Origin of the sequence: Lysinibacillus antri, assembly GCF_003977595.1 — a bacterium.
GTDB classification, from domain to species: Bacteria; Bacillota; Bacilli; order Bacillales_A; family Planococcaceae; genus Ureibacillus; species Ureibacillus antri.
Map to the genome: position 1 here is coordinate 1 of NZ_RYYR01000046.1, position 15,908 is coordinate 15,908.

Genomic DNA, 15,908 nt, shown 5'->3' on the forward strand with positions numbered 1-15,908 from the left:
CCGTATTGTAACGGTGAAATGTTTGAAGCGAAAAAGGACCCAAGCGAATAATTATGCTTGGGTCGTACATAAAGACGCGTTAGCGTTTTTGTTCTTTATAAATTTAAGAAAAATTTGGATATAGATGAAACTATTTCTAATTCCGAAACGTATTAGATATCAGAAAAGGAGGATTAATATGAGAAAAAAAGTTTTAACTACAGCAATAGCAGCTTCATTATTCACTTTACCTCTATCAGCACTAGCAAATACGACTACAGTTGATAGTTCAGTAGAGAGTAAGGTTACCGTGTCGACCAATCAACATTCTTGGGTGACGACGAAAGCCTTTTTGGAAAAAGCGGTGACAGAATTAACGTACCAACACGGCTCTGATTTCATGCGAAAAGCGGTAATTGATGAATGGCTAAAAGGGATTACGTTTGAAAATATGGACGTTCAAGTTACACAAGAACAAGTTGCACTAGTATTACTTAATGAACTTGGTGTAAAAAAAGAAGGTCAAAGCTATAAGGAAACTGCCGCTAAATTAGGTATTTTTGATGGCATCCCAACTAATCGAATTACAGTTTCTGAAAGTGAACTTGAAGTAATCTTTGATAATTTTAAAAAAGTAGAAAATAAAGAGATTGATAATGCGGGAGTTAAAGAGCTTTCGGTAGAAGATTTCATGAAAAATCCTGGTAACTTAGCTTATCAACTTTCTCCAGATGGAAACTATATTTCTTATGCAGCAGCATGGGAAAATCGCTTAAATATTTTTGTACAGAAAATGAATAGCGAGGAAGAGCCTGTACGTGTAACGAATTTAACAGATCGCGATATCGCAGGGTTCATTTGGAAAGATGATAGCATTTTATATTTAAAAGATAATGGTGGCGATGAAAACTACCATATTTACACATCTACATTTAATGGTGGAACAGAGAAAGATTTAACACCTTATGAAAATGTGGTGGCGTACCCGATTGATATATTAAAAGATGCGAAAGATGAAATTTTAATTATGATGAACAAAGAAGACGCGACTGTTTTCGATGTTTATAAATTAAATGTAAAAACTGGGGAAACGAAATTAGTGGCAAAAAACCCTGGTAATATTCAATCTTGGCTATCCGATAGTAATGGACAAGTTCGTATGGCCGTAGCTTCAGATGGCGTTGTAGGGGAAGTTCTTTACCGTGAATCCGAAGAAGCAGAATTCAAGCCGTTTATTACGATTGAAGCAGGGGATACAGTAACACCAATCGCCTTTTCACAAGATAACAAATCGATCTATATGCTTTCAAATAAAAAACGCGATAAAGTGGAGCTTGTGCAATATAATTTAGAAGGTAAAGAAAAAGTCATTTTATCAAATCCAAACGTAGATATTAGTAATGCTATCTATAGTTCAACAAAAGATAAAATTCTTTTTGGTGTCTATATGACAGATAAAGGTCACTATGAGTTTTTAGATAGTGATTTTGAGAAAGTGTTTAATAAAGTGAAAGATAAACTAGGTGTAAGTGAAAGTGAGTTTGGCATTGGCGATTACAACAAAGATATGACGAAATTTATTGTCAATGTGTCAAGCGATAAAGTTTACGGAAAATACTATTACTATGATTCCGTAACAGACACATTAACTGAATTAGCAGAGCTTGCTTCTTGGTTAGACCCTAATGATATGGCAGAAATGAATTCAATTTCGTATGAAGCGCGCGATGGTCTAACAATTCATGGGTATCTTACTTTACCAGAAAATAAAGTCGCTGAAAATCTACCATTAGTTGTCATCCCTCATGGTGGTCCATGGGCTCGTGATATGTGGGGCTTCAATCCTGAAGTACAATTGCTAGCTAATCGTGGCTATGCTGTACTTCAAGTGAATTTCCGCTCCTCTACTGGTTATGGCCGAGCATTTATGGATGCAGGAAATAAACAATGGGGTCTAAAAATTCAAGATGATATTACAGATGGCGTACAATGGGCAATTGATCAAGGAATTGCAAACCCTGAGAAAATCGGTATTTACGGTGGATCATTCGGAGGTTATGCGGCATTAGCTGGAATTACATTTACACCAGATCTTTATGCAGCAGCGGTTGACTATGTAGGGGTATCCAATATCTTTACATTATTAGAAACAATTCCTGCATACTGGGAAACACAACGCAATATGTTTTATGAGCGAGTAGGACATCCAGAAAAAGATAAAGAGCTTTTAACTGCGGTTTCACCAGTATTCCATGTAGATAAGATTAAAACGCCATTATTTGTAGCTCAAGGCGCAAATGATCCACGTGTGAATAAACAAGAATCAGATCAAATTGTAGAAGCTTTACGTGCAAGAGGGGTAGATGTGGAGTACATGGTGAAAGACAATGAAGGACATGGCTTCATGAACGAAGAAAACCGTATTGAATTTTACAATGCAATGGTGAAATTCTTTGATACACATTTAAAATAAACTAAAAAAGATGGTTTCTGTTGCGAAGCAGAAATCATCTTTTTTTCGTAAGGCCAACAATCCCACCAATTAAACCAACAATAGCATGAATCAAGGCAAACGTATAAAAATTTAGGAAAACTGTATATGTATGTTCATTAATTAATGGAAGGTCAGATAAAGAATCACTTAAAGTCAAATAAATCGCGTTTTTATAATCAATCACAAAATAAATTAGAATGCCGATGAAAATAAACCCACTCACGATTGAGAGTGTTTTCATCAATCGATCCACTGAATTTCGAGCTACAGCTAAAAAATACCGAAACGTTGTAAACAAACTGAGTAATAAAAACGGCACAACAAAAATAATGCCGACAAATCCAAAATTCCCAGAGCCTTCTTCTATTTTTACACTATATAAGTTTCCGATGATTAAGAAACCAATCAGAGAAATCCCTAAACTAATTAACCAACTAAGGCGTAACAAATGAATCATCCTTTCTCATTAGTTATTGTATCAAAAAGTGCGAGTAAATCGAACGAAACTGCGAGTATTTTTCCAAAAAGTGCGAGTATTTGCTAGAATAACGCGAGTATTTCATAGATTTGGAATTTATTTTGTATATAATAATAGAGTAAGTAACTACTTTTATACAAAGGGGATATGACCATGCTTCAAAAAGATGATACAGTACTCGTACTTATTGATATTCAAGGAAAATTAGCGCAAATTGTTGATAATAGTGAGTTTGTTATTCGCAATATTGCCATGGTAACAGAAGGAGTAAAACTTTTGGATGTTCCTGTCCTATGGGTGGAACAGTATCCAAAGGGGCTTGGGCCAACTGTAGAGCAAATTGCACAACATCTAACAGAACAACAGCCGATTGAAAAAATTACATTTAGTGCCTATGATACACCTGAATTTGTGGAGCAATTAGAAGCAACAGGTCGTAAAAAAGTATTATTGGCAGGGATTGAGACCCATATTTGTGTATACCAAACGGCGGCACATCTTTTAGCAAATGGATACGAAGTGGAAGTATTAGCCGATTGTGTTTCTTCCCGAACAGCTTTAAATAGCCAAATTGGACTTCAAAAAATTGTCCAACTAGGTGGAAAAGTGACAAATGTCGAAATGGCTTTATTTGAAATGCAACAAATTGCTAAAGGGGAAACATTTAAAGCAATTAGTAAACTAGTAAAATAAAAAAATAGACTGCTGAAAAACCGTACTATTACTGGATTATTCCTTTAGTAGTATGGTTTTTTATCTTCATTCAGCAGAAGACGCCCACTTCTATAAGTGGGGGATGAATGAATAAAAGTAACAATTTCAGTGGGGTTCAAACCTCGACTGAATGAAGATAAAGCCCCAGGCGGATGTCACAGATTTCGTAAAGGAGTTGACTCGTGTAAACACGAGTCCGAAATCTGGACGCAATTACGCCGAGGCGTAATTGATGTAAAATTCCCTTATAAATGTTGAAAATTTGGCATAAAAATAGATAACAATGAAAAGGAGGGATTACTTGTTAGCTACTTGGACGTGGATTGTCACAATTGCCCTTAGTTTATTCTTTATTGGCATGTCACTAAGGTTCCGAAAGAAGTCGAGTGAAAGTTTTTTACAGTTTGCGATTGCAGGTGGGACTCTTCCATTCTTTTTAATTTTATTTACAGACATTGCAACAATTATGGGTGTGGGGAACTTTGTCGGGCACTCATCAAAAGGTTTTGAAACGGGTATCGCCAATATTATATTTATTATTGGGGAGCAAGGATCGAAAATTTTATTTGCCTTACTATTTGCGGGCTTTGCGGCGAAATTTACGTATAAAAGTATTGCAGAATTATTAAATGATTTAATTTTACGAGATAAAGTCTCCCGCGCAATAATTGGGATATTGACCTCGGCTATTATGATTGCTTGGATTGGTGGGCAAGCAAAAGGAATGGGGCATCTATTCTCTGTGTTTACAGGGACCGATCCAATTCCACTTATCTTTTTCTTCTCTGCCGTGTTTATTATTTATACGACGATTGGTGGAATGCTGTCGGTTGTTTGGACAGATTTTGTTCAAGGTGTACTATTACTAGGTCTTGCCGTATGGTTTTATATTAAAGTTTACGCCAAAATTGATTTTAGTTATTCACAATTAAAAATGATGCTGGCTGATGTAAATGCAAGTCATTTAACCGAATTAAGTATCTCTGGTTGGGAAGTTGTGACATTATTTATTACAGGATGTTTTGGTGTGTTAGCAGCGCAAGTTTATTGGCAACGATGCTTTGCGGCCGAAAATCCAAAAGCAGCCAGTCGCGCGATGTTTTATAGTGGAATCGTAGCCATTGTCTTTACCATTTTAGCATCCGTTTCGGGGATGATTGTTAAAGCCATAAATCCCGATATTGAAGCTGGAAATGCAATTCCTTGGTTAATTTTAAATGAAATGACGCAATCCGCAGCCCTATTATTCTTCATATTAATCTTCTTAGCAGCTATCTCAAGTGCATCCTCGCAACTACACTCTGCAGCAATTGTTATCGTAAATGACCTGATTATCCCGTTTTCAAAAGAAATCAAAGATCGCAAATTAATTGTCATTTCCAAATGGCTCGTTGTGTTAGTTGGTGCATTTTCTATTCTTGCCGCACTCTATTCTGAATCAATAATAAGTCTCTTCGCCTTTGCATACACGATGACAGGTGGGGGAGTCGTACCAGTATTAATTGTTGGGTTGTTGTGGAAAGCCCGAAAAACAGAACAATTTGAAATGGGTAAGCATAATAGCAAGGTTTCTGTATGGGGCGGCCGAATTGGTCTAGTCTCAGGTGCTATTATTTCAGTCGTATTTGGCATCCTTTGGGGTGTTCTTGTTTCAACATTATTAACAATCATCGCTTCCTTCATTCTACCAAATAAAAGAGCAACCAATTAACGCTAAAAATAGACTGTGCATAAGATAACCTAACAAGTGGTTTGAGAAACTGCATTTTGTTGGGGGTTTAAACGTTGAAACAAAAAGTCGTCGTGATCGGTGCAGGGATTATAGGGACAGCAGTTGCCTATTACTTATCGAAACAAAATGTAGAAGTGATTTTAGTTGAGGCAAAAGATATTGCAGCGGGTACGTCCGGTGCTTGTGATAAAGCGATTATGTTGCAGTCTAAAAAGGTAGGTCCTGCATTAGATTTAGCGATTCAAAGTGCAATGATTTATAAAGAGCTAGAGCAGGAGCTACAACAAGATTTGGAATACCATAATGGTGGCGGCATGATACTAATCGAAAATCAATTGGAGTTAAACGTTTTACAAGAAAGAGTGAAGCAACAACAGGCAGTTGGTTTAAAGGTCAAACTTTTATCGGGAGAAGAAATAAGAAGGAAAAATCCTCATATTTCGAAAAATATACTAGCTGCTACGTGGTGCGAAGAGGATGCAGAAATTAATCCGATGCATACAGCCTTTGCTTTTGCAAAGGCTGCCTATAAAAATAATGTGCAAATACATCTACATTCTGAAGTGGTTGAATTAATTATAAGAAATAATCAAATACAAGGAGTTCAAACGACTAATGGAGCAATTTATGCAGATAGTGTCATTCTTTGTAGCGGTGTGTGGACAAAACATTTACTAAATACCATCGATCTAGATATACCAATTAAGCCTCGAAAAGGGGTTATTTTAGTAACAGAAAAATTACCTCGAATGATTGATTGCAATATTTTAAGTGGCGCTTATCTCGCTGCGAAATTACAGATAGACAATGATCCATCTACTGTTGGAGTAGGTCTTGCTATTAGTCAAACAAAAAGTGGAACCTTACTCATTGGGGGATCGAGGGAGTTTGTTGGTTTTGATCCTACAGTGAAAGGAGAAATTATACGAGCAATTGCTAAAAGAGCAGTTGCAGCATTTCCTATTCTAGAGCATACGAATTTGATCCGTTCTTTTGCAGGGTTTCGACCACATACACCAGATAATTTACCAATACTGAGTGACATCCCTTCCATCCATGGTTTATTTATCGCTGCAGGCCATGAAGGAGATGGTGTGGCATTAGCTCCAATAACAGGTCAACTCGCTGCAAAACTCGTTACAAGACAAAATATTGACGTTGATTTAACGCCATATCGTTTTGATCGCTTTTCAACGAATACGGTTAGTTAATCATCCTCTTAAGGAGATGACTATGGAAAAAGAAATTACCTTTTCGTTTAATGGCAAGCAGTATAAGGGAATTGCAGGGCACACAATTGCTGCTGCATTGTTTGCAAATGGAATTCGCGCTATTCGAAAATGTGAGGTGACGGGTGAAATGCGCGGCGTTTATTGTGGCATCGGGCATTGTTATGAGTGTCGGGCAACGATTAATGATGTGCGGAATATTCGAACATGTTTAACGTGTTTAGAAGACAACATGATCATTATTAGTGAGTCGAATTTGACCATTGGAGAAATGCAAGATGAAAGCTGATGTGGTAGTTGTAGGGGCTGGACCTGCTGGACTTGTTTCTTCTATTGAGCTAGCAAAACACGGATTGAATGTGATCGTTGTTGATGAGTACTATCGATCAGGGGGGCGCCTATTAGGGCAATTATACGAGGATACAACATCAAAAGAGAGCGAGATGTGGGACGGGAAAATCATTGCACAACAACTTACATTGGAAGCAGAGTCGTTAGGAGTAACAATTCTTTATAATACAACGGTTTGGAAAATTGAAAAAAATATTCTTTTTCTATCAAATAATCAAGTAAAAGAAATACATACTCATTCTATTATTTTAGCAACTGGTGCGATTGAAAAGGCCCTTCCTATACGAGGATGGCAAAAAGTAGGGGTATTGTCGGTTGGAGCTGCCCAAACCTTTACGAATTTACATCACGTAAAAATTGGCGAAAACATTCTTTTTGTAGGAATTGACCCACTTTCAATATCAGTGGCCATGGAAATGAAAAAGGCTGGGATGAATGTAGTGGGAATGATGCTACCACCACCTTCTCATCTTACGAATGAACAGAGCAATCCGGAAGAAGTATTAGGGAAACTAGGGATGGTGGCAAATATGGCCCCAAACTTTATTTTTCGCATGGGTGGTAAACTTGCAAAAGGAAAGTTTAAACCGATTATATTAAAACTTTTAAAATATAATTTTTTGAAATTGAATGGTTTGCCCATTTTTTTAAGAAAAGCAATTACAAGTATCAATGGAGAAACCGAAGTAGAAAGTGTTGTTGTCAAAGCTATGACTAGTGATGGAAAGCTAGTAGGGAAAGAGACAGAGCTACAAGTAGATACAGTTTGTCTATCAGGTGGACTTTTGCCATTAGTGGATCTTTCACAAATAGCCAACTGTCTTTTAGTAGATATACCTGAATTAGGAGGCATTGTCCCATTACATAATAAATATTTGAAAACTTCCATTGAAGGAATTTACGTAGCAGGAAACATTACAGGGATTGAAGGGGCAAAGGTTGCGATGGCACAGGGGAAACTTGCCGCATCAAGTTTATTATTTGATTTAGGCAAAATTGACGACAAACAATTAAACGATGCATATCACAATGTAGAAATTGCAAGGAACGCTTCTCCCATTTCATTCCTTCCCCATATAAAGGAGGGAAGAAAGATCATGGAGGAAAAATGGCAAGCCTATTCAATTGTTATAGGGGATACGTAAATGGAGGATCTATTAATTTGCCGTTGTGAAGGAGTTTGTTTAGCAAAAATTTTACAATCCATTAATGAGGGAGCAACGAGTGTTCAAGGCGTAAAAAAACGAACTCGAGCAGGAATGGGTTATTGTCAAGGTCGCACATGTCAGCCCATCCTCCGAGACCTATTAAAAGAAAAAGTAGGGACCAACTCGATCACACAGTTACAAAAAGCACAAGCACCTGTAAGACCTATTCGATTAGGGGATTTATAAAAAAGGGAGCAGTTTAAAGGGGTAAATGTACAATTCAGTGAAAATTTGAATTCTACATTTTTACTTTTGGAATTTGTTGATTTCCGCTACGGCGGACGCTTTCCGTGGGCGTGGCTTGAGCCTCCTCGTCGCTCGTCCCTCGCTCCTGTGGGGTCTCAAGGCTCACGCTTTTCCCACTGGAGTCGCCACCTTCGCTTCAATCAACAACAAGATACCTAGATTAATAGGTTATAGTTTTTTATATAACTCCAGTAGTGTAACGTAAATTATGAAGACGCGGCCTACTACTGTAAGCCGCGAAAAATACATAAAGTATTAGTAGTCATTACTATATGTGAGAGGACCTTTCACCAAGCACAAAGACAAGTCGTAGAGACAACTACAAGTTGGCTCTGCGGCTTGTGTGCTTAGTCCTCTCACTAAACGATAATTTTTCGATATTTCGTAAGTATATATTTACAGAGTAGGTTGTTATCATTTTAAGAGATACTATATTTATAGTAAGGATTTATTAGATACCCTTTTTAACTTCATTTAGGATATTTAATTTACTTTCGCTTCTGTTCAACCAATTTCCGCGCTTTTTCGGTATTAGCAAAATGCCATTTCGATAGAGATTTTAACGTTTTTTCTCCACGTGTTAGCCAGATTTTCGCGGCCATTTGATCTACTTTTCCACTTGCGCCTTTTTGTAAATCAAAACCAACAATCCCTGCTAATCGGTCCATTTCTTTTAAAAAGGCGAAACGGGCCAAAATAGATGCAGCTGCAACAGCTACATGCAATTGTTCAGCTTTTGTAGAAAATAGAACATTCTCTGTAACAATCTCTTTTTCCTTTTGGATATGTTTATAGTACGTATCGCGTTCAGCAAATTGGTCAATTAAAATATACTCTGGTTTCTCAGGACTGATTTTTTCCAATACATTTTTTAATGCCTGATTGTGCAGCATCGCTTTTATTTTTCCTTGAGAATAGCCTTTTTCTTGAATCGCATTATACTTTTCATTTCGTAACGTTAAAATACTATAGGAACAAACGGACATAATATCTGGGGCAATTTTTCGCATAATTTGATCATTCAACATTTTTGAATCTTTCACACCAAGTTCTTGAATGAGTTCAATTTTATCTTTCGGCACAAAGACAGCAGCTACAGTAACGGGTCCGAAGTAATCCCCTGTCCCTGTTTCATCTGATCCAATTACCGACATGGATGCAAAATTAGCGGGTAGTTTGTCTCCTTTTGTTTTAATAGAAGAAATAGTAGTTGAAGTCGATGTGGGTGCTTTAGAGGGAACTTCACCCCAGCGACTCGCTTCTCTTGTTGCGCCTATTCCTTGAAACATCACTTTCCCAGATTTGTACATGGTGATGGCTGTGTCTGAAAGCTTTGCTGCAAAAATCACGCCGGGTGCATTTCGCTCGACAGTGGAGGAAGCATAAAAGGTTTTAATTTGATTTTGGATCTCTGTTGACAGTTGTAACACAATATTCGACATAAGTTCGTCCCTTTCTTTGTTGGATGTTCACATTAAAAACAGTTTCATGGTATGATGTTATTAATAATTTTCCAAATATATTCTAATCTAATAGAAATCGTGTCAAGCTAGAAGTAAAAGTTTGTAAGCCTCATAGAAATTGTTTTATTAGGAGAAGTGAAACATCAATCCAAGTTGAGAATACCACGGATTGGTAGTTTAACCAAAATCGCGCCTCTTTGGGTCGTTCATTCCACAAAGTAGGAAGGAACTGCTCAACACTACTTAAAACTGCTTGTTGCTCACAATTGTTTTTTTGCTTACGCTTTGGGAGGAATTGCTTTGGCTGAACAAATACAGGAAAAAAATCGAATAACCGTGGAAATTTATGGTCATTCTTATAAAATGGTAGGAACAGAATCGACTGGTCACATGCGATTGGTTGCTTCCATAGTTGATGATAAAATGCGAGAAATAAACGTACATAATCCTTCATTGGATAGCGCAAAGCTTGCAGTACTTACAGCTGTGAATACAGTTCATGAATTATTAAAATTAAAAGAACAAGTAGAACAGCTCGAAGAACAATTGAAAAAATTAAAGGATTGAAGTTCATGTTAGACATCATATTATTACTAGTATTTGCTGCTAGTTTACTTGTAGGGTTAAAACGTGGCTTTATTGTACAAGCCATTCACCTTTCAAGCTTTTTTATTGCACTCATTGTGGCTTACATCTATTATAAACCACTAGCGGATAAATTTGTGCTTTGGATACCATATCCTGGCATAACAGAAGATACATCCTTGACTCTGATTATAGATGCCCTTGATGTTGATAAAACTTTTTACCGAATTATTGCCTTTGCCATCATTTTCTTTGCTGTGAAAATTGCATTGCAAATTTTTGCATCGATTTTTGATTTTTTAACGTACTTCCCGATATTAAATTCTGTCAATCGCGTACTTGGAGCTGCATTATGCTTTGTAGAATTTTATTTCCTATTATTTATCGGAATGTATGTCATCGCATTAATTCCAATTGCTTCTGTTCAAAGTTTTATGGGCAGTTCATTCATTGCAAATTTAATGTTAGAACATACCCCAATCCTAACGAAATTGGTACAAAATTGGTGGTATATTTATAAGCAGTAACGATTCTAAAAGTAGGAAATGTCCCAAAGCGACTTTTGGGGCATTTCCTTTTTCGCGGATTAATTTACTTAAACGGAGGTATTAACGAAATGAATAAAAAAATCGTGATTAAAACGCTCGAAAAAATTGCACTGATGTTAGAACTTCAAGGTGAAAATCCATTTAAAATATCTGCATTTCGTAAAGCAGCCAATGCTCTTGAGTTAGATGAGCGCAGTTTAAGTGAAATGGAAGATATAACGAAAATTAAAGGAATTGGGAAAGGGACTGCAGCCGTTATTCATGAATTAATTGAGACAGGGGAATCCTCTCAATTAAAAGAGTTGGAAGAAGTCGTGCCTAAAGGATTAATTCCGTTACTCAAACTACCTGGTTTAGGCGGGAAGAAACTAGCAAAGCTTTATAGTGAGCTTGGGATCGATAGCGCGGAAAAACTAAAAGAAGCTTGTGAAAATCACGACATTCAAAAACTAGCAGGCTTTGGAGCTAAATCAGAAGAAAAAATTTTAAAAGAACTCGAAAACTTCGGTCAAAGAAGTGAACGTCTACCAATTTGGTATCTACAAACCGTTGTCATTGACATTCATCATGTACTAACAGACATTCCTGAAATTCAGAAATTTTCTGTAGCTGGTAGTTATCGCCGTGTGAGCGAGATGAGTAAGGATATTGATTTTATTGTCGCTACAGCACAACCTGAAAAAGTAAAGGAACAGTTGTTAACAAAGCTTGTTGTCAAAGAAGTTGTTGCAGCAGGGGAGACAAAAGTATCGGTTATACTAGACGGTGAAGAACCAGTGAGTGTGGATTTCCGATTAGTTTCAGAAAAAGAATTCGCGACAGCCTTGCATCATTTTACAGGTTCAAAAGATCACAATGTGCGAATGCGCCAACTTGCGAAAGATCAAGGAAAGAAAATTAGTGAATATGGTGTGGAACAACCAGATGGCGCAGTGTTAACATTTGATTCGGAAGAACAGTTTTTCGCCCATTTTAATTTACCTTTTATTCCGCCAACCGTGCGTGAATCAGGGAAAGAATTAGAACGATTGGATGAATTAGCTGGTCTAGTAACAATGGATTCGATTGTATCGGACTTGCATATGCATACAACTTGGTCGGATGGAGCCCATACTGTTCGAGAAATGGGCCAGGCATTAATTGAACGCGGCTATGCTTATGGGGTAATCACGGACCATTCGCAATATTTAAAAGTGGCCAATGGATTAACGCCAGAGCGATTAAAAAATCAACGAGTAGAAATCTATCAATTTAATGAGTCCCATCCAAATTTCACATTGTATGCAGGAACGGAAATGGATATTTTGCCAGATGCAACCCTCGATTATGATGATGAAGTGTTACGTGAACTTGATTTTGTCATTGCCTCGATCCATTCCAGTTTTTCACAGCCACAAGAAAAAATAATGGAGCGCCTCTTTACGGCAATTAAAAATCCTTATGTGCACATGATTGCCCATCCAACCGGTCGCATTATTGGGCAGCGTGAAGGTTATAATCCTGATATACCCCAATTAATTCAATGGGCAAGTGAATATGGAAAAATTTTAGAGTTAAATGCCAATCCGTATCGTCTAGATTTATGTATCGAACATTTAGTGATGGCAATGGAACAAAACGTGCCAATCGCCATTAATACGGATGCCCATGCAATCGAACAACTGCTCTTTATGGAGATTGGGACAAAGTATGCGCAAAAAGCATGGTTAAAGAAAGAGTTAGTTGTCAATACATGGTCAAAAGAACAATTTGAAACTTTTATTAGAAAAAACAAGTAAAGTATTAGTGAGACATAAGCAGGAGGTGTTCGGGAGTGATCGCACAACGAGCATTAAGAACATTAGAATACGATAAAGTTCGTGAGCAGGTAGCAAATTTCTGCACATCAACTTTAGGGAAAAACGCAATTGAACAATTAATTCCCGAAACAGAATTTGAAAGAGTTGTTGAATTATTAGAAGAAATGGATGAAGGGCTATCCATTTTACGTGTAAAAGGAAATGTACCAATGGGCGGTATTTTTGATGTACGCCCCCATGCAAAAAGAGCGCAAATCGGTGGGATGTTAAGTCCGATTGAATTAATGGAAATTGCTAGTACGATTCGTGCAAGTCGCATATTACGCAATTTTATTGAAGATCTTGAACAAGAGGGAGATATTCAAATCCCTCATTTTATTGAAAGAAAAGAACAGCTCCCAATTCTAACAGCATTACAACACGAAATTAATGATTGTATTGATGATAATGGGGCAGTACTCGATTCAGCAAGTACAACATTACGTTCGATTCGACAATCTCTTCGATCAGAAGAAGCAAAGGTCCGTCAAAAATTAGAAAGTTTAACGCGCGGTTCAAACGCTACTAAAATGCTTTCTGATGCCATTGTAACGATTCGTAATGACCGTTTTGTAATTCCAGTTAAACAGGAATACCGTGGCCATTATGGTGGAATTGTGCATGACCAATCTTCATCGGGCCAAACATTATTTATCGAACCTGAATCCGTTGTCCAAGCAAACAATGAAATCGGCCGTTTGAAAATAAAGGAAAAAGTAGAAATTGAACGTATTTTAACGGTCCTTTCTGCAAAAGTACAAGAGGTAAGTCACGATATTTTCGTCCTTGTTCAAATTTTAGGGGATATCGATGTCATTTTGGCAAAAGGGAAGTACGGTCAAGCGAATAAGTGTACGATGCCTAAAATGAATGAAGATGGGTATATTCGACTTGTTCGGGCTAGACACCCACTAATCTCTATTGAAGAGGCGGTTCCAAATACAATTGAGTTCGGTCGTGATATTACGGCCATCGTTATTACGGGTCCAAATACGGGTGGTAAAACTGTTACATTAAAAACGGTTGGTCTCTGTACGCTTATGGCCCAAGCCGGTTTACCTGTTCCCGCATTAGATGGTTCGGAACTGGCTGTATTTGATCAATTATTTGCTGACATTGGGGATGAACAATCCATTGAACAATCGTTATCTACTTTCTCTTCTCATATGGTGAACATTGTGGATATTTTAAGTAAATTTGATTCCCGTTCACTTGTCTTATTTGATGAGCTTGGAGCAGGGACAGATCCACAAGAGGGAGCAGCACTAGCCATTTCGATTTTGGATGAAGTAGTCGGTCGTGGTGCGAGAGTTATGGCAACGACCCATTACCCTGAACTAAAAGCGTATGGATACAATCGTCCAGGGGTAGTAAACGCAAGTGTGGAATTTGATGTAGAAACATTGAGCCCTACGTATCGTTTACTGATTGGTGTACCAGGACGTTCCAATGCCTTTGAAATCTCAAAACGTCTCGGTTTAAAAGAATCAATTATCGAACAAGCGAAGTCTTTCACTGGAACAGATCGACATGAAGTAGAGTCGATGATTGCCTCCCTAGAAGAAAGTAGAAGACGTTCAGAGCGAGAAGCAGAAGAAGCGCACATTCTACTAGAAGAAGCGAAAGAACTACATGAGCAATTAGCTGAACGTATCAAAACGTACGATGAGAAAAAAGAAAACCTTGAGAAAAAGGCAAAAGATAAAGCGCGAAAAATAGTTGATCAAGCAAAAGAAGAAGCAGAAAAAGTCATTGCAGAGCTGCGCCAAATGCGTGAAAATGCAAATAAGGCAGTAAAAGATCATGAAATCATCGAGGCGAAAAAACGTTTAGATGAAGCGGCACCAAAAGAAAACCCAGTGCTTAAAAAACAAGCTCAATTACGGGAACGTTCACAAAACTTAAAAGTGGGTGACGAGGTAAAAGTAATTAGCTATGGTCAAAAAGGAACATTAATTGATAAAGTTTCAGAAACCGAATGGGTAGTTCAAATTGGTATTTTAAAAATGAAATTAGAAGAATCTGATTTACAGTTTGTGAAACCAGATAAAGAAAAACAAACGGTTGCAATGACGAATGTGAGAAACCGTAATAGTCATGTGAAGTTAGAATTAGATTTGCGTGGGGAACGGTATGAAGATGCTATCCTTAGAACAGAAAAATATATTGATGATGCCCTTCTTGCAAATTATCCGAGAGTGTCCATTATTCACGGAAAAGGAACAGGCGCATTAAGACAAGGGATCCAAAGCTATTTAAAAGGGCATAAGCGCGTGAAGTCATTCCGCTATGGTGAAGCTGGAGAAGGTGGATTTGGAGTCACTGTAGTTGAATTAAAATAAAAGTTTTTTAATTCATTAGGTGGAGGAATCCCCTCTACCTAATACAAAAAGGGGATGACAATGTGCTAGGTTCAAGTTTTTGGCAACATCCTTTAGTGGAAACAGCAGGATATTTTAGTGTTGTTGTACTTTGTTTAATCGTATCAATGGTCGTGTTTGAGGTTGTTACAAAGTATAAAAATTGGGATGAAATAAAAAAAGGAAACGTAGCTGTCTCACTAGCAACAGGTGGGAAAATACTTGGTATATGTAATATTTTTCGATATTCAATTGAACGACACTCAACATTACTTGAGATGATTGGTTGGGGATTATTTGGGTTTGTATTACTCATTTTTGCCTATCTACTTTTTGAATTTCTTACACCACGTTTTAATGTAGATGAAGAAATAGCGAATGATAATCGCTCAGTTGGGTTTATTTCCTTTACGATTTCTTTAGGATTATCCTTTGTCATTGGTGCGAGTATATTATAGGAGCAATAAAATGGAAAAATTAGCAAAAGTATTAATGGTTGTTTGTGTATTATTTATCATTGTAGGAATATATTATCTATTTACCGTTTAAAAGTTTATAGAAGCTAGTAGATGTAAAGTACATCTACTAGCTTCAGACTGTAGACAAACTCGATAAATTTCGAGTTTGCCTACAGTCTTTTTTCTTTTACAATAAACTCAAGAGATTTCTAAAGGTAAAACGAA

General features: G+C 37.2%; 14 protein-coding genes. 12 read left to right on the forward strand and 2 right to left on the reverse strand.

Going from position 1 to position 15,908, the window contains the following annotated elements; translation table 11 throughout:
- The first annotated feature begins 178 nt into the window (after positions 1 to 178).
- Positions 179 to 2,452 carry a S9 family peptidase gene (locus EK386_RS19100; RefSeq protein WP_126660779.1) on the forward strand — a complete coding sequence of 758 codons (2,274 nt, stop codon included), beginning with the start codon at positions 179 to 181 and terminating at the stop codon, positions 2,450 to 2,452.
- 34 nt (positions 2,453 to 2,486) lie between these two features.
- Here the strand turns inward: EK386_RS19100 and EK386_RS19105 are convergent, their stop codons facing one another.
- Positions 2,487 to 2,921, reverse strand: coding sequence for a nucleoside-diphosphate sugar epimerase (locus tag EK386_RS19105; protein ID WP_126660780.1), 435 nt, complete (start codon positions 2,919 to 2,921; stop codon positions 2,487 to 2,489).
- Between the two features lie 183 nt (positions 2,922 to 3,104).
- Here EK386_RS19105 and EK386_RS19110 point away from each other — a divergent pair, with 183 nt between their 5' ends.
- From EK386_RS19110 to EK386_RS19135, 6 genes are all read left to right on the forward strand, one after another.
- Positions 3,105 to 3,644 carry a hydrolase gene (locus tag EK386_RS19110; protein ID WP_126660781.1) on the forward strand — a complete coding sequence of 180 codons (540 nt, stop codon included), beginning with the start codon at positions 3,105 to 3,107 and terminating at the stop codon, positions 3,642 to 3,644.
- A 322-nt stretch (positions 3,645 to 3,966) separates the two neighbouring features.
- Positions 3,967 to 5,376 carry a sodium:solute symporter family protein gene (locus EK386_RS19115; RefSeq protein WP_246027733.1) on the forward strand — a complete coding sequence of 470 codons (1,410 nt, stop codon included), beginning with the start codon at positions 3,967 to 3,969 and terminating at the stop codon, positions 5,374 to 5,376.
- Positions 5,377 to 5,450: 74 nt separating this feature from the next.
- Positions 5,451 to 6,608, forward strand: coding sequence for an NAD(P)/FAD-dependent oxidoreductase (locus EK386_RS19120; protein ID WP_126660783.1), 1,158 nt, complete (start codon positions 5,451 to 5,453; stop codon positions 6,606 to 6,608).
- Positions 6,609 to 6,624: 16 nt separating this feature from the next.
- Positions 6,625 to 6,915: a (2Fe-2S)-binding protein gene (locus EK386_RS19125; RefSeq protein WP_126660784.1), complete on the forward strand. Its 291-nt coding sequence runs from the start codon at positions 6,625 to 6,627 to the stop codon at positions 6,913 to 6,915.
- Positions 6,905 to 8,122 carry an NAD(P)/FAD-dependent oxidoreductase gene (locus EK386_RS19130; RefSeq protein WP_126660785.1) on the forward strand — a complete coding sequence of 406 codons (1,218 nt, stop codon included), beginning with the start codon at positions 6,905 to 6,907 and terminating at the stop codon, positions 8,120 to 8,122. The genes EK386_RS19125 and EK386_RS19130 overlap by 11 nt, the downstream gene beginning before the upstream one ends.
- Complete coding sequence (locus EK386_RS19135) at positions 8,123 to 8,371, forward strand: (2Fe-2S)-binding protein (RefSeq protein WP_126660786.1); 249 nt, start codon at positions 8,123 to 8,125, stop codon at positions 8,369 to 8,371.
- A 548-nt stretch (positions 8,372 to 8,919) separates the two neighbouring features.
- Here EK386_RS19135 and rnhC read toward each other — a convergent pair.
- The gene (gene rnhC / locus EK386_RS19140; RefSeq protein ID WP_126660787.1) at positions 8,920 to 9,873 is read right to left on the reverse strand and encodes a ribonuclease HIII; all 954 of its coding nucleotides are present in this window, start codon (positions 9,871 to 9,873) and stop codon (positions 8,920 to 8,922) included.
- Between the two features lie 321 nt (positions 9,874 to 10,194).
- Here rnhC and zapA point away from each other — a divergent pair, with 321 nt between their 5' ends.
- The 5 genes from zapA to EK386_RS19165 all read left to right on the forward strand — a co-directional run bounded on the left by zapA (position 10,195) and on the right by EK386_RS19165 (position 15,683).
- Complete coding sequence (gene zapA / locus EK386_RS19145; protein WP_126660788.1) at positions 10,195 to 10,461, forward strand: cell division protein ZapA; 267 nt, start codon at positions 10,195 to 10,197, stop codon at positions 10,459 to 10,461.
- A gap of 5 nt (positions 10,462 to 10,466) precedes the next feature.
- Entirely contained in the window at positions 10,467 to 11,006 is a 540-nt protein-coding gene (locus EK386_RS19150; RefSeq protein WP_126660789.1) for a CvpA family protein, read from the forward strand.
- Between the two features lie 89 nt (positions 11,007 to 11,095).
- Complete coding sequence (gene polX / locus EK386_RS19155) at positions 11,096 to 12,805, forward strand: DNA polymerase/3'-5' exonuclease PolX (RefSeq protein ID WP_126660790.1); 1,710 nt, start codon at positions 11,096 to 11,098, stop codon at positions 12,803 to 12,805.
- Between the two features lie 35 nt (positions 12,806 to 12,840).
- A complete protein-coding gene (locus EK386_RS19160) occupies positions 12,841 to 15,207 on the forward strand; it encodes an endonuclease MutS2 (RefSeq protein ID WP_126660791.1) in 2,367 nt (788 codons plus the stop codon).
- A gap of 62 nt (positions 15,208 to 15,269) precedes the next feature.
- Positions 15,270 to 15,683 carry a DUF350 domain-containing protein gene (locus EK386_RS19165; RefSeq protein WP_126660792.1) on the forward strand — a complete coding sequence of 138 codons (414 nt, stop codon included), beginning with the start codon at positions 15,270 to 15,272 and terminating at the stop codon, positions 15,681 to 15,683.
- Positions 15,684 to 15,908 lie beyond the last annotated feature (225 nt).